Consider the following 20,736-nt stretch of genomic DNA (forward strand, 5'->3'; position numbering starts at 1 on the left):
ACTTACCGGCACGAGTCGCGGCCAGTCCTCCGCGATTGCAGTTAAAATTGGGACAAATCGACGATTTTCACTATGACTTTCGAATCATTTGTTTCCGGCCGTACACGCGATGGGTTCAGCCCAGGGTTCACCCGGCTTGGCACCAAGGCTTCCGCCCGATGAAGCACGCGAGCCCGCCCAACTTCGACCAGGCCGCCTTCAAGCAGGCGCTCAGCCAATTCGCCACCGGCGTCACGGTCATCACCACGCGTTCAGCGTCCGGCCAATTGATCGGCATCACGGCCAGCTCGTTCAATTCGGTCTCGCTCAATCCGCCGCTGGTGCTGTGGAGCCTCGCCAGCCGCTCGGCGTCGATGCCGGTGTTCCGGGCGAATAGTCACTATGTGGTCAATGTGCTGGCCGCGTCGCAGATCGATCTGTGCAAACGCTTCGCCGCCGTGAAGGGTGACCGCTTCGAAGGCGTGTCGCACGCGGAAGGCGACACCGGCATGCCGGTGCTCGACGGCGCGCTCGCCTGGTTCGAATGTCATAACCGCAGCCGTTACGAAGAAGGCGACCACGTGATTTTCGTCGGCGAAGTGGAGCGCTGCGGCGTCCACGAGAATGCTGCGGAGATCGCGCCGCTGGTCTTCCAGAACGGCCAGTTCCACGGACTCAAGCCATTCTGAACGCAGTGCCGCTGGGCGGTACCGGCGAACGCGAGCAGACAAAAGCCGGCGCAACCGGATGCAAGCGAACACTCGCAGGCGACGCTCGCACTCAGTTATGCGGCGCGCTGTGTCCGCTGGTTTTCGTCACTAGCGACACCGGCACGCCCGAATCTTCCTTCAACGTCTGCAGCACGATATTCGAACGAATATCCATCACGCCCGGCGCTTTATAGAGGCGTTGCAGCACGAAATCCGAATAATGTTTGAGATTGTGCGCGAGCACCCGCAGCAGGTAATGGGTCTCGCCGGTTACGACAAACGCGCCGACCACTTCCGGCCAATCCCGCACCGCCTCCGCAAAACGCTCGTGCCAGTTCTCCTGGTCGTTGCGCATCGACACCTGCACAAACGCTTCCAGTTCGAAACCCAGCACTTCGCGGTTCAGACACGCGCGGTAATGTTCGATGACGCCCTGCTCCTCCAGCAAGCGCAGGCGTCGCAGACAGGCTGACGGCGAGAGCGAGATGCGCTCCGCCAGGTCGAGATTGCTGATCCGTCCTTCTTGCTGAAGCACCGTCAAGATACGGCAATCGGTGGCGTCGAGCGAGATCGCGTTCATATTCGGTCTCCCTTTCCCATTTGCCTCAAATTATGTTCCAAGACACGGCGCAGAAGGAGATTTTTTCGCAATCACATTTCGCGGCAAGCCACCTATCATTCCCAGATAGACACAATCCGCCGTTGGAGACATGGACACACTCTGGGACATTACCCCCGCCGTCGATACCGCGACGCCCGTCTGGCCGGGCGATACGCCGGTCGGCATCGAACGCGTGTGGCGCATGGAGGCGGGCTCGCCCGTCAACGTCGCGCGGCTGACGCTGTCGCCGCACACCGGCGCCCACACCGACGCCCCGCTCCACTACGACGCCGAAGGCGCCGCCATCGGCCAGGTGCCGCTCGATGCGTACCTCGGCCGCTGCCGCGTGATCCATTGCATTGGCGCAGCGCCTGTTGTGACGCCGCAACATCTGGCCGGCTTGCTCGACGATCTACCGCCGCGAGTCTTACTGCGCACTTACAAGAGCGCACCGACTACCGTTTGGGACACCGCGTTTTGCGCGGTCGCCCCCGAGACCATTGATCTGCTGGCTGCCATGGGTGTGAAGCTGATCGGCATCGACACCCCATCGCTCGATCCGCAGGAATCGAAGACCATGGACGCGCACCACCGGATCCGCGTACACCGGATGGCGATTCTCGAAGGCATCGTGCTGGATGCCGTCGCGCCCGGCGACTACGAACTGATCGCGCTGCCGCTCAAGCTGACCACGCTCGATGCGAGCCCCGTGCGCGCCGTGTTGCGCGCGCTGCCCGAATCCCGCTGATCTTTCCGACTTCCCTGATCTCTCTCACTGGACCACCATGAACCATCGTGACGAAGCACTGGCGCTCGATAGCGCCGACCCGCTCGGCGGCCTGCGCGACCAGTTCGCGCTGTCGTCGACGACCATCTATCTCGACGGCAACTCGCTTGGCGTACCGCCGGCTGCCGCCGCGCAGCGCGCCCAGACCGTGATCGCCGCCGAATGGGGCGAAGGTCTGATCCGCAGCTGGAACGCCGCCGGCTGGTTCGAACTCCCGCGCCGCCTCGGTAACAAGCTCGCGCCGCTGATCGGCGCGGCGGACAACGAAGTGGTCGTCACCGATACGATTTCGATCAACCTGTTCAAGCTGCTGTCGGCTGCGGTACGGGTGGCAAATGCGCGCGATCCGAAGCGTCGCGTGATCGTCTCGGAGCGCTCGAATTTCCCGACCGATTTGTATATCGCGCAAGGGTTGATCGAGCAGCTCGACCGTGGTTATGAATTGCGCCTCGTCGACGATCCGTCCGAGCTGCCTGCGGCGATCGGCGACGACACCGCGATCGCGATGATCACGCACGTGAACTACCGCACCGGCTACATGCACGACATGGCCGCGCTGACGAAGCTGATTCAGGACAAGGGCGCGCTCGCGCTGTGGGACCTCGCGCACTCGGCGGGTGCGGTGCCCGTCGATCTGAACGGTGTCGGCGCGGACTACGCGGTGGGCTGCACGTACAAGTATCTGAACGGCGGCCCGGGTTCGCCCGCGTTCGTGTGGGTGCCCAAGCGGCATCAGAACGATTTTGCGCAACCGCTGTCCGGCTGGTGGGGACATCGCGCGCCGTTCGAGATGGACCCGACGTATCAACCCGATGACGGTATCGGCCGCTTCTTGTGCGGCACGCAACCGATGGTGTCGATGTCGCTGGTCGAATGCGGGCTCGATGTGTTCCTGCAAACGGATATGCAGGCGATCCGCGCGAAGTCGCTTGCGCTGACCGATTTGTTCATTGAACTGGTTGAGGCGCGTTGCAGCGAGTTTCCGTTGAAGCTTGTGACGCCGCGTGAACATGCACAGCGCGGGTCGCATGCGAGCTTCGAGCATCCGCATGGTTATGAGGTGATGCAGGCGTTGATCGCGCGTGGGGTGATCGGCGATTATCGCGAGCCGCATGTGTTGCGGTTTGGTTTTACGCCGCTGTATACGCGGTTTGTCGATGTGTGGGATGCCGTGGAGACGCTGCGCGACGTGCTCGTGCACGAAACCTGGCGGGCACCTGAATTTGCCGCTCGCGGCGCTGTAACCTGAGGAGCGCGCGATGACCGATCACATGCAAACGCCGGGTTTGCCGGAAGAGAAACCTGCGCAGGGTTGTCCGTTTGGGCATGGTAGTGGCGGTGCGCATGCGGCGTCCGCTCCGGGTGCCGATTCCGCGGTCGATTCCGGCGATGGCTGGCATGACGCGCAGCTCGATTTTTCGGAGTCGATGAGTTACGGCGACTATCTGTCGCTGGGGACGGTGCTGGACGCGCAGCATCCGTTGTCGCCGGATCACAACGAGATGCTGTTCATCATTCAGCATCAGACGAGTGAGTTGTGGATGAAGCTCGCGCTGTATGAGTTGCGCGCGGCGTTGAAGGCGGTGCATCGCGATGAATTGCCGCCGGCATTCAAGATGCTCGCTCGTGTGTCGCGGATCATGGAGCAGCTCGTGCAGGCATGGAGCGTTCTCGCGACGATGACGCCGTCCGAGTACACGGCGATGCGGCCTTATCTGGGAAGCTCTTCCGGGTTTCAGTCTTATCAGTATCGGCAGATCGAGTTTCTGCTCGGGAATAAGAATGAGCAGATGCTGAAGCCGCATGCGCATCGGGCGGATGTTCTTGCCGAGGTGACGGCTTCGCTGGAGGCGCCTTCGTTTTATGACGAGGTTGTGAAGTTGCTTTCGCGTCGCGGGTTTGCGATATCGCCCTCCAGGCTGGAGAGAGATTGGACACACCCTACTACTCATGATGCTTCTGTCGAAGCGGCTTGGCTCGAGGTTTATCGCAATCCTTCGCAGCATTGGGAGTTGTATGAGATGGCCGAGGAGCTCGTCGATCTTGAGGATGCGTTTCGCCAGTGGCGATTCCGGCATGTGACGACGGTTGAGCGGATTATCGGATTCAAGCAAGGCACGGGCGGCACGAGCGGCGCGCCTTATCTGCGGAAGATGCTGGATGTGGTTTTGTTTCCCGAGCTTTGGCATGTGAGGACGATGCTTTAAAGCGTCTTCTTCTTTTCGTTGCCCATGCGCGAGGTATTGACGGCATGCGCGCGCTGCGTCGTGACTCGCGGACGCATCGGTCCAAATGTAAAGATTGGTTATAATTCGCGCGTTTAGCCTGGGTAGTTGATCGTCTTAAAAAACGGGTGGGTTAGATTTCTATTTGCCGTTAGACAAGACGGCCGGGTGTGAGAGCCCGAAGCGTAAAACCGCACTACCTGCGAAAGTGGGTAGTGCACAACCATGCACGTCTGTTCCTATGGGCGGGCTGTGGTGAGGGAGCCGCGAGGCTCGCCGGTTTTGGTTCTACGCCCGGTCTCTCAAACTCGCTACGTGCCCGCTCACCCCATCTTTTAGCGAGTGTCGGGCGATTCAGGAACTAACCGGAAATCGCACCATGAGCAAATCCACTAAAAAGCCTCAAACTGCATCACGCCCGCCTGTTGATGCGCACCAGTACGAAAAACTCGCACTGTCGGCGTTTGAATCCTGCGAACGGCAACTCCGCCAGCTTGCAACGCTGATTGACCTCGCGGCCAGCATCACCCGATGCCCGGCTACAACGGTGGAAGAAAGACGCCGAGAGCGAAACCTGCTGGAACACCTGCTCAATACCACCGAACAGTATCAGCAGGAAGCTGAATGCGACCGAGAACTGTACCAGGTGATCGCGCTCGATGCGAAGGGGATTGCTCACAGCTGCATCACGGCGAAAGCTGCGGCGAAACTTCTTTCAGATGCCGCGCAGGCCGGACGAGAAGCGAGAGAAGCCGAAGCGGAAGCAGCGGCGGACAAGGCGGCGACGCGTAAGCAGGAGCGCGTAAGGACTGCCGCATGCGCGCGGGCAGATGCACGACAGACAGTAGTGAAGCACTAAGTTGAAGTAGCGGCAAACGTGCCGCTGCAAGGGGGAAGGCGCGATTGGGTCGCGCCTTCGTTATTTGTATTTTTGGTTAGCAAGCTATCCCAAGCGCTGCAAGGCATCTGCATACGCTTCCGAGTCCAAAACTACAAACGAAAAGTAAATGTCCGCGCCTTTCTCACGAATAAACTCACGCAAACAACTCCGCGCGAAGCGCTTCCGAGTATCCATGAATGCCTCCCAAGCCATGACACTTGTTGGAGATGCATCGCCAATAGCATCGAGGTAAAGCTCCTTTTCATAAGGCGTTATACGCGCACCATCGATTCCGATGATTGCTAGTCCAAGCCGATCGCAACGGTCAACGAAAAGCAGCGCGTCGGAAGAAGTAAGAAACACCTCACCACCGGGCGAAACCTCTGCTCGCTCCAGATACGGTGCATAGATATCGATAATTTTCATGATACGGTCCTCTAAACTTGGACTTCCAGCTGGTATCGTACCGGTGTGATACCTGCATAATCGTGCCGTCAAAAATAACGATGTCGGCGCAGAGAATTTTCATATTCGTCGACGTCGATTATCACGATAGAAAAGTAGGTGTTGGCTCCTTTCTCTGCCTGCATCTCCTGCATGAACTTCTGCGCGGCGCTATTGCACTGCCTCCGGAAGTCATCCCAAGGCTGTTGAACCCTCGGTGAGTAGTCCGCAATCCCGTCAAGGTGAGGGTATGTGGCCTCCAAAATGATAGTGAATGTATCCACGCCAATTATCGCCACGTTAGCATTTTCGCAATCGTCAGGAATGCATAACGCGACCTCACTCTCAATATAAATCTCCGCGCCAGGCTCGCCTATTGACGCCGAACGGTACTTCTCAAAAATCTCGTCTTGGATAGTCATGCTGGCCTCAGAAGGGTGATTTCCAATTGGGATCGTTGCGCTTCGATATTTGCACAATCGTCCCGTCTATGTCATTCCTAACGACATAATGCCCGTCCTCACGCATGAACGCCGTGGCAGGATCGTCATGCCTCGCGCCCCCTATCTTTACTGTTCCTGATGTCACGCGCGGGCGCAGTTCTGTACGAGCCCGCCGGCCGGATCAAGTAGCCGGGAGACACCGCGCTTGTCGTCGTATTCCAGTCGCCCAGTCAGGTCATTGTTCGCACCGGTTCCTGCTGCATGCTGAGTGATAAGGGTAAGCGAGCCACTGCCGCCTTAGTTCAGTGGTCGAAGAAATCCGGTTCTGGTGCTATCCGAAAGCAGGACGCCTTGAGCCGCTCTGCACCAAATTCAAGGCGGCACTTCCCGACGCGCGCCGCATGCCACCTGATCAGCTGAACGTGACAGGCTCGCCATCTCGCGATATAAGACGCGTGCCGGTCATGACGAACCACACCCTCGTGGCGTAATTCCCACAGTCGTATCCGCATACGGGTGCGAAGGCGAGCACTATGTAAGCAGCAACGGTGCCGGCAATTGCCCGATTGCAGCGAACATCACGAGGCCCGCCAACCTCTTCATTTTATTGCTAAAAACAATATTTTCATTGGTTAATAAAGAAGGCGCGAATTACTCGCACCTTCTTTATGTGTGTTACCGTTTACGCCGTCTCTTCTTAGACGGATTTACGATCACCCCTTCGGGGGCAAGGTCCGGGTAGTCTTCCCAGAGCGGAAGCAAAAGCAGACTTATGCCACCCGCCACCCTTCCGGCCTCAGTGCGAAAAAACTCAAACTCTTCCACTGAGCAGCGCTCCTGAACGAGCCTGATTGAATCCTCAACTGACCGAAAGGCACCGAGCAGTAGCCTGTCAAGTTCCGTGGCAATTTCCTTATTCATTGCATCTTCCTAACAGTCGTTATCAGCCAAGCACATAACCAGACATTTGTGATAATTCCGCCCGTCGTTTGTTGCGGGAGTGGGCAGCGTCTGCATCGTGCATTTGTCGATACACCTCTCACGCACCTCTCGACAACGCTTCGTCGCGGGGCGGCCATAACTGCACTTAATGAAACCCGCATCGGTGTCGCTGTTGTTCTGGAACAATTGAGCGTACAAGATCGCCCGTTTCGACTGGCCGTTCTGCTCGGGCATCAGGATAGGAAATGGTACCTGCTCCTGCGCCGCTATTTGCAGTTCAGGCACGTCACCCCGAACAGGCTGACCTGTCTGGGTGACGGTAAGTCCGCGATAAAAGAGCTTCCACGCCAGCTTGGCTTTCGCAAAAACATAACACTCTGCGCATACCGGTGTGATTGTCACCGGGGCACTCATCTTTTGAGACTTACGCGAACCCGAGAGATTAGCGGGCGGCCCGACAGGATCAGCACCAGTCTCATAGTTACTAATCCACTGGTCAATCTCATCACTAGATATCGCTTGCGCGACACCACCGTTCTTCGCTACCGTGCCCATCCGGCTCATCACATGACCATTAGGCATATAGCTGTAGTCCACAGTTAGAAAGCGCTTCAGTCCTCCCGTCAACGCTGTTGCATCTTCGTTGTAGGTGAACCGGCTGAGGCGTCCGCGATTGTCATAGGTAAAGCGTGCTTCACGGTAGTTCCCGGTAACTCTCGTTACGCGGTTCGACGCATCGCGATCGGCTTCACCAAGGAGCCAATGTGAGATCAATTCCTGAGCGGTTTGCAGATTGCCAGTTTCATCTGGGAAGTACACCCAATCTTCGGTTTTGACGTCATTCACAAAAACTGTTGCCTGTGCCAGCCGGTTGTTGGCATCGTAGCGTGCGCCGACAGTCAACTTGTTGCCTGTGCCAGTCGCATCGAAACCGCTTGCGCCAGTCACGTCAGACGTGTCGAACTCGCTATACCCAGTGACGTTGCCACCTGAGTCATACACAAACGCACGCATCTTGCGGGGAGTTGCAACAAGTGAAGGATGCAGACTAGTCGCGTCCGCATAGCGCACCGAAGTTGTCACCGTGCCACTAGCGCTACTCACAACTGCGCGAACCGGTCGGCCCGCTGCATCGTACGAATATGCCGCGCTTCCGTCCGGTGCAGTTTTTTGTAGCAAGTTTCCGCTCGAGTCCAACGTCCGGGTCTCGGTGCCATCGGCAGTACTGCCACCCGAAATGCGTAACATGCCGGCTATTGGCGTGAAGTCGATCGTACCGGAACCGCCCGCCCACGACATCGTGGTCGAGCCGTTGCTGTAGGCGAACTGGACGTTCTTGGTAGTATCCGGATGAGTTGCTGAAATAGCACGTCCCCTTCCGTCATATGTCCACGTCGCGATCCGTGAGCCAGATTCGTCAATCACACCCGTTAGTGCATTCTTGAAGCGCGAGTCATCGTAGACGTAGCGGCGCACATAACCATCAGGCCATGTGACCGATACGAGATTACTGCTTCCGTCATAGCCGTATTGCGTAAGGCCGCCGCTGGGGTCTGTCATGCGGTAGACACGGCCTACCGTGTCGTACTCAAGCTTGATCGACAGTAACTCATACTTCGGAACCGCACCTGCCGCACGCTGGTTGATGGTCGCGAGCCGCCCCGCGCCGTCATAGGTGAGTGTTCGGGTGAAGCCGGTATGTGTTTTTTCGGACAGCAGGACGCCCTGTGCTGAATACGATTCAACGGTGTCTGTCGTTAGGTCCGTCAGAGCCCATCCAGAACCGTTCTGAGCGAGAGCGAGCCCACTGAAGCTGCTCGTTTTCCACTGTCCGTTTGTAAGTCGGAAAGTGAGCGGGTGGCCGTTTGCACGATAGGCTATGACCTGGGGTGAACTACCGCTCGTCCCAACCACGTTGAGTTGTCGCTGCCAGTTATTCATCCATACCGGCCCCATAGCGGCAGCCGATTTGAGAAACGGCGAGGATAGGTAGCTTCGAGTGAATGTCAGCGGTATTCCATCGCCGCTACGGAAGTCGTTTTCCGAGAGCGTTACCTTGCCGTTGGCCGCATAGACCGGATCGGCAACCGGACAAGACTCGTCGGGATCCGTAGGTGTGGCGCACCACTCGTCAATTGCCGCCATGTCGTTTCTACATCCGTAACTACCCATGCCGCTTGGGGTATTGCTTGCCACGTCCAGACGGCAGCTCGCTGTACCCGGCGTCGCGCCGGACTTCGAATAAAGCGTCCAGCAGTCGTCAGCGCACACAGTGGAGGTCACCAGCAGTAACGCCCACGCGGCCATCAGACGGGCTAGCTTGCCTCCAATCCCGCAAGGGGGGGACTTTTATTCTCATACATCTCCCTTTTGTAGTACGTCGTTAGAAATGCGTAACAATTCGACGTTGCATCAGGGAGAACCGAAACTAGAATAGGAACAGTCTGAAAATGCCAGTCGCGCTATAAATCTTTACAAATCGGCTGGAATCAGCAGCACCAGGAAGGACCGACGCTAGCGGCGCACCAATAACCTCCCATTGAGGGCACTCGATGATAGTGAAAAGCGCCAAGGTGACGACCTACGATGAACGGAATAACTCGGCGCGAGTCATCGTTGACCATGGCGCCGTGAACGATTTGCAGGTTGCATGAGGTTCGGCCCTTGACCTCAACACACCTTGCGGCGTCATCGAACTGAGCGAGTTGGAAATGGGCGCAGACGAAGTACAATCGCTATAACACGTGACCAATGAAAAGACCCGTTCGCGTGCGAGCCGTGGAACTCCATTCGCAATCTGCGAGCCGGGCGGACACAGTTATGTTTTAGACGCGATTTTCCGCTACACCATCGGCGTACCAATCGCAACCAATAGCGCGCATATCACTCATCGTGCCGTACAGCCGCCATCAATTGGCAAATCACCGCAACAGAATCGCAATCAAAGCTGGATCTCACTTCGCAGGATCACCCCCGCCTGCGCCGGCGTTGGCGTCAAAGTCACAGTGGGATTGACGCTATTCGTGACCAGCTTCAACGCCGGATACAAATCTGTCTAGACGTCGAGCGCTGTTCACGCAACGCCATCCACAACGCATCCGGCCGCGCGCGTTCAATCAGTGTCAATAGCGACACTTGCCGCACGGCACCTTCTGTTCGACGATCATACGGGTTGCCGAGCTTCAGGCCAAAATGGTCGGCCACGCCCTCGTCGATTTCTTCGACGAACCGTAGAACTCGTGGCCCGGAATCACCAGCGCATTGACCCACGGACTTGGTCTGCCCCCAAACATTTCCGAGCCCGAATGGCATTTTCAATCGCTAGCGCAGATGTAGCGCGCGGCGATGCAGATCACCGGATCATGCGCAAGGGCCTTAGGCTTTGCCACTTGTTCGGCGCGATAGTCGTTAAGAGCATAGACAATGGCCGTCATGTTCTGCTTATCGGATTAGTGAATTGAGTCATTGCATGGTCCTGCTAAAAGAGGAAGTCAGTGAAGAGTTACTTTCTACGGTCGCGGCTGATGTAGATCGCGAGCAAAATAATTCCTCCCTTGATCACGTTCTGCGCATATGGAGTCACGCCGACCATGTTCAGGTCATTGTTAAGTACGCCGTGCAACAATGCACCGATCAAGGTGTCGATGATCGAGCCGCGTCCGCGAGAGAGGTTCCCCCATCACCAAAGCGGGGATGGCGTCGAGCTCGAGGCCGACGCCCGCGTTCTGCTGACCGCTCATCAAACGCGCGCCAAGCGCACGCCGGATCAGCGCGTCGCCTGCTCGTTACCGTTGATCGCATACACGTACGGGCCGAATGGCATGCGTTCGAGCAACACACACGCGATCGCGTAGATCACAACCGGCGCCTGGATGCCAAAGATCTTGCCGCTGCAGAAGAAGCACCCAATCCGGCAGGCCGTCGATCAGATTGCCACGCGTCGGTTCGTCGAAGATAAGAGTGTTGGTGTGCTGGTTCGGCCAGCGCGCAATCATCACCTTCTGCTGATTGCCGCCGGCGAGCGTTGCGACTTCGGTGTGCCTCGTCGGTGCTTCGAAGCCCGCGCGTTTCATGATGTCGGCAGTGACGCGCGCCTCGCTTCGCTGATCGATGTAGAAACGCAACGAGCGATACCTGCCGGGGTTGTTGACTTCGGCCTAAACCTTGCGCGTCACTACGTGACTGGATAAGCAGCCGCGACGGTACAAGGCAAACCGGGCGCGAGCACGATCGCGGGCGCATCGCCAATGCCCGCGCCGCGCGCGGCCGCTTCTTCGGAAACATCGCGGCTCGCGTCATTCAGTTGCTGACAGCGACGGAATTTCGAAGGCGCCATGCCCTTCACCGCGAGGAACTGCCGGTTGAAATTCGACAGGTTGTTAAAGCCCGCCTTGAAGCAGATATCAGTGACGCTCAAGTCATCGTCAGTGAGCAATTGGCATGCGAGGTTGATACGCATCCGGTTCACGTACTGCACGAATGGCAGGCCCGTATGGCGACGGAAGTAACGCGAAAACGCACTGACGCTTTGCCCAGCCAACTGCGCCAGATCCGACTCCCGCAAATCGTTTGACAGATTCTTGCCAATATACGAGAGCGCGTGGTTGATGCGAGTCGACGCGAAACCGGTCGGGTCCGCCTGGTAGGCAGGACTCGCAAGCATCTCGCGATCCTCGGCGTTCATCAGAATGTCGACTATCGACATGAACAGCACGAGACGGCGCAGCCCGCGTGCAGCCAGCAATTCAAGGAACAACGGCTGGACCGCCGCGCTCGTCTGCATTCCGAACGACACACCGCGGCGCGAGTCGGCGAGCAGCGCTTCAACCTGACGCCATTCAGGAAAACTGTCCACGCAACTCGCCACGAACGCCTGCCCAAACTGCACAACCAGATTGCGTTGCGCAATGCTCTCGCCTTCCGGTACGTCGCTAACCCAGTTGTGCGGCAGGTTCGGCCCCGTCAACACCAGGTTGCCGGGCGCGAAGTTGCTGATATGGTCGCCGACGAACATCTTGCCGGTCGTCGCCACGATCAGATGGAGTTCGTATTCCGGGTGAAAGTGCCAGCGCACCGTGCGATACGGATAGCCGTGCGACCACACTTTGAACGATTCGTCACGGCGTACGGCAACGAGTTCGAGATCGGGTTGCATTGCGTCTTCCTCCATGAAGCGGCACGTTGCAGGCGCCGCTGACCTTCGTCTTGTATAACGAAAAGTAGTCCTCAAACGCGCTCTTCACCACTAAAAATGAAACCGCAGACCGATACTTTTTTGCATTCGGGTTAGTCCCGACCCACTTAAAGTCAAATTTTGTGCAATGCAATACACACGGCAAGACGCGTCCTGCAACGCACCGGCCTCTCGCCTGCCATGCCGAAAGCCGCGCCACGCCGCGCTGCGCCACAAAAAGCCCGGCACGTCGCCTTGACTTTCGTTTCACCGGGTACGATCATTCGCTCACAGACAGAGCAAATGCTCCACATCAAGAAAAACGCACGCTGCGAGCCGTGCGATCAAAGACATTCAGGAGACGCACATGAACAGCGGGCAAGGCAGCGGCGCGGCCGCACACGTGATCCTGCACATCGGCGCGGGATCGTTTCATCGCGCGCATCAGGCGTGGTATCTCCATCGGCTGAACGAGGCGAAGGTGCCCGGCGAGCCGCACTGGTCGCTGACCGTGGGCAATATCCGCAGCGACATGAATGCCGTGCTCGAGGCGCTCGCCGCGCAAGACGGCGTCTATACGCTCGAAACCGTCACGCCGCAGGGCGAACGCGCTTACGAGACGATTCGTTCGATCGAACGCGTGCTGCCGTGGTCCGAGAGCCTCGATATGCTGATTGAGGCGGGCGCCGATCCGGCCTGCAAGATCATCGCGTTCACGGTCACCGAAGGCGGCTATTACCTCGACGAACAGGACGAACTCGACACGGCCAATGCCGATCTCGCGGCGGACCTGAAAGGCGGCCACACCACGATCTACGGCGCGCTCGCGGCGATTCTCGACGCACGCATGAAACGCGGCGCCGGCCCGGTCACGCTGCAGACCTGCGATAACCTGCGCAGCAACGGCGAGCGTTTTCATGCGGGCATGAGCGAGTTTCTCGAACGGCGCGGCGCGGACGAACTGGCGCAATGGTTCGACGACAACACCGCATGCCCGAGTTCGATGGTCGACCGCATCACGCCGCGTCCCACGCCGGACGTGCGTGAGCGCGTGAAAGCCGCCACCGGCGTCGACGATGCCTGCCCGGTGATGGGCGAAGCGTTCATCCAATGGGTGATCGAAGACCGTTTCATCGCCGGACGTCCCGCGTGGGAAAAGGTCGGTGCGGAACTGGTCGACTCGGTGCTGCCGTACGAGGAGGCCAAGATCCGCATCCTCAATGCGCCGCATAGCTGCATTGCGTGGGCTGGCACGCTGGTCGGGCTGAACTACATCCACGAGGGCACGCTCGATCCGGACGTTCACAAATTCGCCTTCGACTACGTGACCGAAGACGTGATTCCGTGCCTCACGCCGAGCCCGCTCGATCTCGAACGCTATCGCGACGTGGTGCTCGAACGCTTCGGCAATCCGTATATTCAGGACACCAACCAACGCGTCGCGGCCGACGGCTTTTCCAAGCTGCCTGGCTTTATCGCACCGACGCTCGCGGAGTGCTTCGAGCGCGGCGCCACGCCGGCGGCGACGGCGATGCTGCCGGCCCTGTTCTTCCGCTTCCTCGAACGCTGGAACGCCGGCAAGCTGCCGTATGCGTATCAGGACGGCGTGATGGACGAACGCGTGGCCCGTGGCTTTTTTGCCGCGCCCGATCCGTTGCAGGCATTCGCCGCTGACCGGTTACTGTGGGGCAGCATGGCGCAGACGCCTGAGCTTGAATCGGCATTGGCGGGCGCATTGGCGCGCGTCGACGTGTGGCTGGCCAAACGCCAGGCATAACGCGCATGGCACCGCCCGCCATGTGCGGCTAAAGTAGCGCATCCCTAACGACGAAGGTTCCGCGCCCATGTATCTCGGCATCGACCTCGGCACGTCCGAAGTGAAAGTCCTGCTGCTCGCCTCCGATGGACGCGTGATCGGCACCGCAGGCTCACCCTTTACCGTTTCGCGTCCGCATCAGCGCTGGGCCGAACAGAATCCCGAAGACTGGTGGGCCGGCACGCGCACGGCGTTGGCCGCGTTGCGCGCCAAACATCCCGACGAGTTCGCGCAGATTCGCGGCATTGGCCTGTCCGGGCAGATGCACGGCGCCGTGCTGCTGGATGCAGAGGACCGCGTGCTGCGGCCCGCGATTCTGTGGAACGACATGCGCAGCGACAAGGAATGCGCGGAGCTGACCGAGCGCGCGCCGGAACTGCACACCGTCGCAGGCAATCTCGCGATGCCCGGTTTCACCGCACCGAAGCTGCTCTGGGTCGCGCGTCACGAGCCCAAAATATTCGCGCAAACGGCCTGCGTGCTGTTGCCGAAGGACTACCTGCGTTTGCGGCTGACCGGCGGCAAGGTGTCCGATCCATCAGATGCCGCCGGCACGCTGTGGCTCGACGTCGCCCAACGTGACTGGTCCGATTCGCTGCTCGCCGCCTGCAACATGACGCGTGCGCAGATGCCGAGCTTGTGCGAAGGCAGCGAACCGTCCGGCACCCTGCTTCCCCACGTGGCGCGCGAGTTCGGTTTGAGCGACGGCGTGATCGTCGCGGCCGGCGGCGGCGACAACGCCACGAGCGCGATCGGCATCGGCGCGACGCAACCGGGCGACGGCTTCGTGTCGCTTGGCACCTCGGGCGTGCTGTGCGTGGTGGGCGACAGTTTCCGGCCGAATTCGGCCTCCGCGGTGCATGCGTTCTGTCACGCGATTCCGGATCGCTGGCATCAGATGAGCGTGGTGCTGTCGGCGGCCAGTTGTTTGCGCTGGGTCTGCAGGCTCACCTCCACGGACGAGCCGACTCTGCTCGCCGAAATCGAGGCGCTCCCATCGGACGCACTCAACACCGCACCGCTCTTCCTGCCTTATCTGTCGGGCGAACGCACGCCGCACAACGACCCGTATGCGCAGGGCGTGTTCTTCGGCATGAATCACGCGACCGATCGCGCGTTGCTTGGCTATGCGGTGCTCGAAGGCGTGACGCTCGCGCTCACCGACGGCCTCGACGCGTTGCGCGCAGCCGGCACGGAGGCGAAGGCCCTGTCCCTGCTCGGCGGCGGCGCTCGCAGCGACTACTGGGCGCAATTGCTCGCCGACGCGCTCGACACCGCCACCCGCAAACACGGCGGCGGCGAAACCGGCGCGGCGCTCGGTGCGGCACGCCTCGGCTGGCTGGCGACCGGCGGCGACCCGGCCAAGGTGCTGACCAAACCGCCGATCGAAAAGGAGTTCACGCCGAACCCGCACCGGCACGCCGAACTGCGCAAGCGGCTCGAAGCGTATCGCGCGCTCTACCGCCACGTGCGCCCGCTGTTCGACTCCGCGCGCCAGCCACTCGCCTAAACCGGCAAACCGCAGCCGGTTCTCGTTGATACGCGAGGACCGCTGCTATCATCGGCGCACTTCAAGCGAACCGTCACCGTGCCCAAGTCCACAGAAAAATTAGATCTTGCTACCCGCGCCGCGTGGCTTTACTACGTCGCCGGCAATACCCAGAACGAGATCGCCGAGAAATTGCAGGTGTCGCGCCCGGTCGCGCAACGGCTGGTCGCCTTTGCTGTCGAGAAGAATCTGATCCGCGTGCGCGTCGATCATAAACTGGCCGATTGCCTCGCGCTCGCCGATCAGCTGTCGAAGCGCTATGGTCTGAGCATGTGCGAAGTGGTGCCGATCGACAGCGATACTTCCGAGGAAGTCGACCGCAAGCTGGCCGTGGCCGGCGCGCAGGTCATGGAGCGCTATCTCGGCGAGGAAAAACCGATGGTGGTCGCGGTGAGCAGCGGCCGCACGCTAAAGGCCTCGGTCGATCAGATCGCGCAACTGGAGCGTCCGCAGCACCGATTGGTATCGATGGTCGGCGCGATCGCCCAGGACGGCTCCTCGAACCGCTATGACGTCGCGCTGCACATTTCCGAAAAGACCGGCGGCAAGCATTTTCTGCTGCCCGCGCCGCTACTCGCCGATAGCGAGGCCGAGCGCGCGCAATGGTGCAATCACCGGCTTTACCGGATCGTCGAATCGCTCTCGGCTGAGGCGGATGTCGCGTTCGTCGGCATCGGCAATATCGGGCCGAAATGCCCGCTGCACGAAGACGGCTTTATCACGTCCGCGGAAGTGGATGAGTTGATGCAGAGCGGTGCCGTGGCCGAAATGCTCGGCCTGCCGATCGATTCAGCCGGCGCGCACGTCGAGTCGCCGACCGGCCGGCGCGTGACCAGCATCGCGCTGGAGTCCCCGCCGCGACGCCCCACCATCGGTTTTGCCGGCGGCGAGCGCAAGCGTGAAGCGCTGATCGCGGTGCTCAAAGGCGGCTGGCTGTCGGGACTCGTTACCGACGAATTGTGCGCGCGCGCCGCGCTGGAAGCCTGAGCGGTCGAATTGCGCGAGCTCACTGAGCACGCGGCGCCCTGCCGCTACAACACTGGCAGCCCTTCCGTGATGATGATGCGATACTCGCCGCCCTGCAGCCGCGTTTCGCTGACCGCCTGATACGCCGGGCTGCGATACCACGCGATCGCTTCGTTGTAGCTGGGGAATTCGAGGATCAGGATTTCTTCGATCGGCGGCCCCTCCACCACTTCTTTCTGCCCGTGGCTCGCCAGCACCATGACCGGATGCTTCTCGAAGACTGCCGGCGCGTCCTGTTTGTATTCCTCCAGTTTGGCGGGGTCGAGCGTTTTCTCGCGCGTAATGACGACGTAGGCAGGCATGAGCGTTTCCTGGAGCGTGAATAAACCTGACTGGACGGGAAAGCGGCGCGCCCGCCGCTTTCCCAATCACCTACTCACGCGGCCAGCACTTCGACGATCTTACGCTGGAATGCTTTCCCTTCGCTGTCGAACAAATGGCAGTGTTCCGGCGTCGCGCCGAGCCTTTGTGTCTCGCCCTTGGTGTGCCGTTCGAGCGGCGGAATGCGCGCGATGAGGCCATCGGGCGCGACGCTCGATTCCGCATACAAATACGCGGCATCGCCGAGCGATTCGACCGCCATCGTGCGCGCCGACACGCCGTCGTCGCTCATGCCGACGTGCAGATGTTCGGGACGGATGCCGACCGTCACCTTGTCGCCCTGCTTCACCACGCCTGGTTCCACCGCGACGCGCTGCGTCTCGCCGGTTTCGTAGCGAACGGTGACGCCGTCGTGCGTCACCGACTGCACCACGCCTTCCATGAAGTTCATCTTCGGCGAGCCGATGAAGCCGGCGACAAAACGATTGGCCGGCGCGTGATAGAGCATGGTCGGGCTGCCGACCTGCTCGACGTTGCCCGCCGACAGCACCACGATCTTGTCGGCTAGCGTCATCGCCTCGACCTGATCGTGCGTCACGTAGATCATCGTGGTCTTCAATTCGTCGTGCAGGCGCGCGAATTCGAGGCGCATCTTCACGCGCAATGCGGCGTCGAGATTCGACAGCGGTTCGTCGAACAGAAACACTTTCGGTTTGCGCGTAATCGCGCGGCCGATTGCGACACGCTGGCGTTGACCGCCGGAAAGCTGCTTCGGCTTGCGATCGAGCAAATGGTCGATGTGCAGGATCTTCGCCGCGTTGCGCACGGCGGCGTCGATCTCGGGCTTCCTGGTGCCCGCGAGTTTCAGGCCGAACGCCATGTTGTCGTACAGCGTCATGTGCGGATACAGCGCGTACGACTGGAACACCATCGCGATGCCGCGCTTGGCGGGCGGCACGTCGTTCACTCGCGTGCCGTCGATGGTCAGATCGCCGCCGCTGATGTCTTCGAGGCCGGCGATCATCCGCATCAGCGTCGATTTACCGCAACCGCTCGGGCCCACGAACACGACGAACTCGCCGTCCAGGATGTCGAGGTTGATGTCGCGCATCACTTCGTTGTCGTCGTAGGCCTTTCTGATGTTGCGCAGAGTTACGCTTGCCATGATGTGTCTCCGTGTAATGCTGTGTGTCGCGTATCCGTTGCTTCGGCTGCTTCTATCGTTTCAATTGCTTCAGCAGCCGGGTTGATTCGCTTCTCGATGTACCGTCCATGTGCACCTGTGTGCCGCTCATTTGCCGTGACATGTGCCGCGCTCACGGCGCGGCCGCCGTCGCGCTCAGCGTCCATTGCGCGACCAGTTCCGGCAACTGCTGCATGTCGTCGAATACGTGACGCGCGCCGGCTGCATGCAACGCGTCGATCTGCGCGTCACTCGCATGGCCGCCACCGATGAACCCCAACACCGTCATGCCCGCCGCGGTCGCGGCCGTCACGCCGGTCACGCTGTCTTCCACCACGAGACAGGCGGACGGGGCGAAGCCGACACCTCGCGCGGCGGCCAGATAGACATCGGGCGCGGGCTTCGGATTCGGCACCGCGTCGGCGCAAAAGAGGCGGTCGCCAAAGAACCTCACGAGGCCCGTGCGTGCCAGCACGTGCTCCACATACGGCCGGAAACTGTTGCTCGCGCACGCTTTGGTGAGCGGCACCTGCGCCAGCGCGGACTCGATCCCTGCAACGGCGGGCGCTTGCATGGCCGCCGCTTCCACCGCTCGCCGGATCGCATCGATATCCTCGACAGACAGGCTCTTACCGAGTTGCGCCGCCGTGCCTTGCAACACCTTTTCGATGCGCAAGCCGAGCAGGGGCAGTACCACCGGCTCGACATTGGCATCGGGCCAGCGAGCTTCGAGTTCGTGCACCAGCATGCGCGCCGCCACGGCTTCGCTGTCGATCAGCACGCCATCGCAATCGCAGATCAGCGCGAAATTACCTACATGCGCGCTTGCAGTCGTGCCTGCTGTCATTTGACCGCCCCGAAGGTAAGGCCGCGCACCAGTTGCTTCTGCGACAGCCAACCGACAATCAGGATCGGCGCAACCGCGAGCAACGATGCAGCAGAGAGCTTCGCCCAGAACAGACCTTCAGGACTCGAATACGACGCGATGAACACGGTCAGCGGCGCGGCGTTCGAACTCGACAGGTTGATGCTCCAGAACGCTTCGTTCCACGACAGGATGACCAGCAGCAGCGCAGTGGACGCGAGCCCCGGCAGCGACATCGGCATCAGCAGGTAGACGATTTCCTGCCACGTCGCGGCGCCGTCGATCCGGCCTGCTTCGAGAATGTCGCGCGGAATTTCGGCGAAGTACGTGAACGACATCCACACGGCAATCGGCAGATTGATCAGCGTGTAGACGATCACCAGACCCGATACCGTATCGAGCAGGCCGCTGTTCTTCCACAGCAGATAGATTGGCACCAGCACGCCGACCGACGGCATCATCTTGGTCGACAGCATCCACAACAGCACTTTCTGCGTGCGGCGTGTCGGAAAGAAGGCCATGGCGTAAGCAGCCGGCACGGCGAGAATCAGGCACAGCACCGTGACACCCGCCGAAATCAGGATTGAATTCCACGCGAACGAAAAGTAGTTGCTGCGCGCGAACACCTCTCGGAAGCTATCGAGCGTCGGGATGAAAAACAGCGACGACGAATACGCCTGCTGCTCCGTCTTGAACGCGGTGATCGTCATCCAGAAGATCGGGAAGAACAGCAGCAAAGCGACCAGCCAGGCAATCACGCCGGGAATACCGCGGCGAATCGCGGCGAACGGCGACTTGGCCGGCACGGTCATGGGCGCCGTGCTCGACGCCGGTGTAGAGGCAACGTGGCTCATTTTTCGTACTCCCCTTTCAGGTTCTTCGCGAGCATCCGCACAAGGAAGAACGACACGATATTGGCCAGCACGACAGCGAGAATGCCGCCTGCCGAAGCGAGACCGACGTCGAACTGTTGCAGACCCAACGAATAGATCAGGTACGACAGATTGGTGGTCGCGGTGCCCGGACCGCCGCCTGTGGTCGTATAGATTTCAGCGAAGATCGACAGCAGGAAAATCGTCTCCATCATCACCACGACCGCGATGGCCCGTTTCAGGTGAGGCAGCGTGATGTAGAAAAACATCGAGAATGGACCCGCACCGTCGATACGCGCCGCTTCCTTCTGTTCCTGATCGAGCGACTGGATCGCGGTGAACAGAATCAGGAACGCGAACGGCAACCACTGCCACGCCACGATCATGATCACCGCGGTGAGCGGGTACTCGGCGAACCAGTCGATCGGCTGCAGGCCGATCGCGCGCATGCCCTGTGCGATCAGGCCATACACCGGATGCAGGATCATGTTCTTCCAGATCAACGCGCTCACGGTCGGCATCACGAAGAACGGTGCGATGGCGAGCAGCCGCGCAATGCCCTGGCCGTAGAACTTGCGGTCGAACAGGATCGCCATCAGCACACCGCCGACCACCGTGATCACCAGCACCGAGATGATCAGTTCCAGCGTGTGCCCGATCGAAGGTCCAAACGACGGATCGCTGGCGAGATATTTGTAGTTGTCGAAACCGGCGAAGCCCTTCAGATCCGGATTCAACAGGTTGTAGCGCGAGAACGAAAACCAGATCGTCATCGCAAGCGGAATCGCCATCCACAGTACCAGGACTGCAACCGAGGGCGAGACTAGCCAGCGGGCGGAATTGGCTTTGCGGACTTCGCGTTCTTTTTCTGTCTGGGGATGGGCATGCATGAGAGGTAGGCGCAGAGGACGCATGATTGA

General features: G+C 60.0%; 20 protein-coding genes and 3 pseudogenes. 8 read left to right on the forward strand and 15 right to left on the reverse strand.

The window, feature by feature from the left end; all coding sequences use genetic code 11:
* Positions 1-158 precede the first annotated feature (158 nt).
* Positions 159-668, forward strand: a complete 510-nt coding sequence (locus ACAX43_RS05905) for a flavin reductase family protein (protein WP_370707474.1) — start codon at positions 159-161, stop codon at positions 666-668.
* Between the two features lie 91 nt (positions 669-759).
* Here the strand turns inward: ACAX43_RS05905 and ACAX43_RS05910 are convergent, their stop codons facing one another.
* Complete coding sequence (locus tag ACAX43_RS05910) at positions 760-1,269, reverse strand: Lrp/AsnC family transcriptional regulator (RefSeq protein WP_370707475.1); 510 nt, start codon at positions 1,267-1,269, stop codon at positions 760-762.
* 130 nt (positions 1,270-1,399) lie between these two features.
* Here ACAX43_RS05910 and kynB point away from each other — a divergent pair, with 130 nt between their 5' ends.
* The 4 genes from kynB (at position 1,400) to ACAX43_RS05930 (ending at position 5,161) form a co-directional block, all read left to right on the forward strand.
* On the forward strand, positions 1,400-2,038 hold the full coding sequence (gene kynB / locus ACAX43_RS05915; RefSeq protein ID WP_370707476.1) for an arylformamidase: 639 nt from the start codon (positions 1,400-1,402) through the stop codon (positions 2,036-2,038).
* 37 nt (positions 2,039-2,075) lie between these two features.
* Positions 2,076-3,326, forward strand: coding sequence for a kynureninase (gene kynU, locus ACAX43_RS05920; protein WP_370707477.1), 1,251 nt, complete (start codon positions 2,076-2,078; stop codon positions 3,324-3,326).
* 10 nt (positions 3,327-3,336) lie between these two features.
* Positions 3,337-4,284, forward strand: a complete 948-nt coding sequence (gene kynA / locus ACAX43_RS05925) for a tryptophan 2,3-dioxygenase (protein WP_370707478.1) — start codon at positions 3,337-3,339, stop codon at positions 4,282-4,284.
* Between the two features lie 397 nt (positions 4,285-4,681).
* Positions 4,682-5,161, forward strand: a complete 480-nt coding sequence (locus ACAX43_RS05930; protein ID WP_370707479.1) for a hypothetical protein — start codon at positions 4,682-4,684, stop codon at positions 5,159-5,161.
* An 84-nt stretch (positions 5,162-5,245) separates the two neighbouring features.
* On the opposite strand, the gene ACAX43_RS05935 is transcribed toward ACAX43_RS05930, so the two are convergent.
* The 9 genes and pseudogenes from ACAX43_RS05935 to ACAX43_RS05975 all read right to left on the reverse strand — a co-directional run bounded on the left by ACAX43_RS05935 (position 5,246) and on the right by ACAX43_RS05975 (position 12,166).
* Entirely contained in the window at positions 5,246-5,608 is a 363-nt protein-coding gene (locus tag ACAX43_RS05935) for a hypothetical protein (protein WP_370707480.1), read from the reverse strand.
* 68 nt (positions 5,609-5,676) lie between these two features.
* Positions 5,677-6,048: a hypothetical protein gene (locus ACAX43_RS05940; RefSeq protein WP_370707481.1), complete on the reverse strand. Its 372-nt coding sequence runs from the start codon at positions 6,046-6,048 to the stop codon at positions 5,677-5,679.
* A gap of 7 nt (positions 6,049-6,055) precedes the next feature.
* The gene (locus tag ACAX43_RS05945; protein ID WP_370707482.1) at positions 6,056-6,214 is read right to left on the reverse strand and encodes a colicin E5-related ribonuclease; all 159 of its coding nucleotides are present in this window, start codon (positions 6,212-6,214) and stop codon (positions 6,056-6,058) included.
* Between the two features lie 530 nt (positions 6,215-6,744).
* Positions 6,745-6,990, reverse strand: a complete 246-nt coding sequence (locus ACAX43_RS05950) for a hypothetical protein (protein ID WP_370707483.1) — start codon at positions 6,988-6,990, stop codon at positions 6,745-6,747.
* Positions 6,991-6,999: 9 nt separating this feature from the next.
* Positions 7,000-9,156 carry a DUF6531 domain-containing protein gene (locus ACAX43_RS05955; protein ID WP_370707484.1) on the reverse strand — a complete coding sequence of 719 codons (2,157 nt, stop codon included), beginning with the start codon at positions 9,154-9,156 and terminating at the stop codon, positions 7,000-7,002.
* Positions 9,157-10,136: 980 nt separating this feature from the next.
* Positions 10,137-10,445 (reverse strand): annotated as a pseudogene (locus ACAX43_RS05960) (alcohol dehydrogenase catalytic domain-containing protein); the annotation flags it as partial.
* A gap of 68 nt (positions 10,446-10,513) precedes the next feature.
* Positions 10,514-10,952 (reverse strand): annotated as a pseudogene (locus ACAX43_RS05965) (ABC transporter permease); the annotation flags it as partial.
* A pseudogene (locus tag ACAX43_RS05970) lies at positions 10,944-11,162 on the reverse strand (ATP-binding cassette domain-containing protein); the annotation flags it as partial. The pseudogenes ACAX43_RS05965 and ACAX43_RS05970, both read right to left, overlap by 9 nt.
* 23 nt (positions 11,163-11,185) lie before the next feature.
* Positions 11,186-12,166, reverse strand: a complete 981-nt coding sequence (locus ACAX43_RS05975) for a helix-turn-helix domain-containing protein (protein ID WP_370707485.1) — start codon at positions 12,164-12,166, stop codon at positions 11,186-11,188.
* 385 nt (positions 12,167-12,551) lie between these two features.
* On the opposite strand from ACAX43_RS05975, the gene dalD reads away from it, so the two are divergent.
* The 3 genes from dalD to ACAX43_RS05990 all read left to right on the forward strand — a co-directional run bounded on the left by dalD (position 12,552) and on the right by ACAX43_RS05990 (position 16,536).
* Entirely contained in the window at positions 12,552-13,961 is a 1,410-nt protein-coding gene (dalD, locus tag ACAX43_RS05980) for a D-arabinitol 4-dehydrogenase (protein WP_370707486.1), read from the forward strand.
* A gap of 67 nt (positions 13,962-14,028) precedes the next feature.
* Positions 14,029-15,510, forward strand: a complete 1,482-nt coding sequence (xylB, locus tag ACAX43_RS05985; RefSeq protein WP_370707487.1) for a xylulokinase — start codon at positions 14,029-14,031, stop codon at positions 15,508-15,510.
* Positions 15,511-15,588: 78 nt separating this feature from the next.
* A complete protein-coding gene (locus ACAX43_RS05990) occupies positions 15,589-16,536 on the forward strand; it encodes a sugar-binding transcriptional regulator (RefSeq protein ID WP_370707488.1) in 948 nt (315 codons plus the stop codon).
* Positions 16,537-16,580: 44 nt separating this feature from the next.
* On the opposite strand, the gene ACAX43_RS05995 is transcribed toward ACAX43_RS05990, so the two are convergent.
* The 5 genes from ACAX43_RS05995 to ACAX43_RS06015 form a co-directional block, all read right to left on the reverse strand.
* Positions 16,581-16,877 (reverse strand): DUF1330 domain-containing protein, encoded by a 297-nt coding sequence (locus tag ACAX43_RS05995; RefSeq protein ID WP_370707489.1) that lies wholly within the window; start codon positions 16,875-16,877, stop codon positions 16,581-16,583.
* Between the two features lie 74 nt (positions 16,878-16,951).
* Positions 16,952-18,061: an ABC transporter ATP-binding protein gene (locus ACAX43_RS06000; RefSeq protein WP_370707490.1), complete on the reverse strand. Its 1,110-nt coding sequence runs from the start codon at positions 18,059-18,061 to the stop codon at positions 16,952-16,954.
* A gap of 151 nt (positions 18,062-18,212) precedes the next feature.
* On the reverse strand, positions 18,213-18,926 hold the full coding sequence (locus tag ACAX43_RS06005) for an HAD family hydrolase (protein ID WP_370707491.1): 714 nt from the start codon (positions 18,924-18,926) through the stop codon (positions 18,213-18,215).
* On the reverse strand, positions 18,923-19,756 hold the full coding sequence (locus ACAX43_RS06010) for a carbohydrate ABC transporter permease (RefSeq protein ID WP_370707737.1): 834 nt from the start codon (positions 19,754-19,756) through the stop codon (positions 18,923-18,925). The genes ACAX43_RS06005 and ACAX43_RS06010 overlap by 4 nt, the downstream gene beginning before the upstream one ends.
* A 38-nt stretch (positions 19,757-19,794) precedes the next feature.
* Positions 19,795-20,730, reverse strand: coding sequence for a carbohydrate ABC transporter permease (locus tag ACAX43_RS06015; RefSeq protein WP_370707492.1), 936 nt, complete (start codon positions 20,728-20,730; stop codon positions 19,795-19,797).
* Between the last annotated feature and the right edge of the window lie 6 nt (positions 20,731-20,736).

The sequence above is a fragment of the Paraburkholderia sp. IW21 genome (assembly GCF_041321145.1).
GTDB lineage: Bacteria > Pseudomonadota > Gammaproteobacteria > Burkholderiales > Burkholderiaceae > Paraburkholderia.

What these genes read in the sequence shown, in the direction of transcription:
- kynU (WP_370707477.1), top strand. Translation starts at nt 2,076, where the DNA reads ATGAACCATCGTGACGAAGCACTGGCGCTCGATAGCGCCGACCCGCTC.
- ACAX43_RS05935 (WP_370707480.1), bottom strand. Translation starts at nt 5,608, where the DNA reads ATGAAAATTATCGATATCTATGCACCGTATCTGGAGCGAGCAGAGGTT.
- kynA (WP_370707478.1), top strand. Translation starts at nt 3,337, where the DNA reads ATGACCGATCACATGCAAACGCCGGGTTTGCCGGAAGAGAAACCTGCG.
- ACAX43_RS06015 (WP_370707492.1), bottom strand. Translation starts at nt 20,730, where the DNA reads ATGCGTCCTCTGCGCCTACCTCTCATGCATGCCCATCCCCAGACAGAA.
- ACAX43_RS06000 (WP_370707490.1), bottom strand. Translation starts at nt 18,061, where the DNA reads ATGGCAAGCGTAACTCTGCGCAACATCAGAAAGGCCTACGACGACAAC.
- ACAX43_RS05950 (WP_370707483.1), bottom strand. Translation starts at nt 6,990, where the DNA reads ATGAATAAGGAAATTGCCACGGAACTTGACAGGCTACTGCTCGGTGCC.
- ACAX43_RS05955 (WP_370707484.1), bottom strand. Translation starts at nt 9,156, where the DNA reads ATGGCGGCAATTGACGAGTGGTGCGCCACACCTACGGATCCCGACGAG.
- ACAX43_RS05910 (WP_370707475.1), bottom strand. Translation starts at nt 1,269, where the DNA reads ATGAACGCGATCTCGCTCGACGCCACCGATTGCCGTATCTTGACGGTG.
- dalD (WP_370707486.1), top strand. Translation starts at nt 12,552, where the DNA reads ATGAACAGCGGGCAAGGCAGCGGCGCGGCCGCACACGTGATCCTGCAC.
- ACAX43_RS05930 (WP_370707479.1), top strand. Translation starts at nt 4,682, where the DNA reads ATGAGCAAATCCACTAAAAAGCCTCAAACTGCATCACGCCCGCCTGTT.
- ACAX43_RS05995 (WP_370707489.1), bottom strand. Translation starts at nt 16,877, where the DNA reads ATGCCTGCCTACGTCGTCATTACGCGCGAGAAAACGCTCGACCCCGCC.
- ACAX43_RS06005 (WP_370707491.1), bottom strand. Translation starts at nt 18,926, where the DNA reads ATGACAGCAGGCACGACTGCAAGCGCGCATGTAGGTAATTTCGCGCTG.
- kynB (WP_370707476.1), top strand. Translation starts at nt 1,400, where the DNA reads ATGGACACACTCTGGGACATTACCCCCGCCGTCGATACCGCGACGCCC.
- ACAX43_RS05975 (WP_370707485.1), bottom strand. Translation starts at nt 12,166, where the DNA reads ATGCAACCCGATCTCGAACTCGTTGCCGTACGCCGTGACGAATCGTTC.
- ACAX43_RS06010 (WP_370707737.1), bottom strand. Translation starts at nt 19,756, where the DNA reads ATGACCGTGCCGGCCAAGTCGCCGTTCGCCGCGATTCGCCGCGGTATT.
- ACAX43_RS05905 (WP_370707474.1), top strand. Translation starts at nt 159, where the DNA reads ATGAAGCACGCGAGCCCGCCCAACTTCGACCAGGCCGCCTTCAAGCAG.
- ACAX43_RS05940 (WP_370707481.1), bottom strand. Translation starts at nt 6,048, where the DNA reads ATGACTATCCAAGACGAGATTTTTGAGAAGTACCGTTCGGCGTCAATA.
- xylB (WP_370707487.1), top strand. Translation starts at nt 14,029, where the DNA reads ATGTATCTCGGCATCGACCTCGGCACGTCCGAAGTGAAAGTCCTGCTG.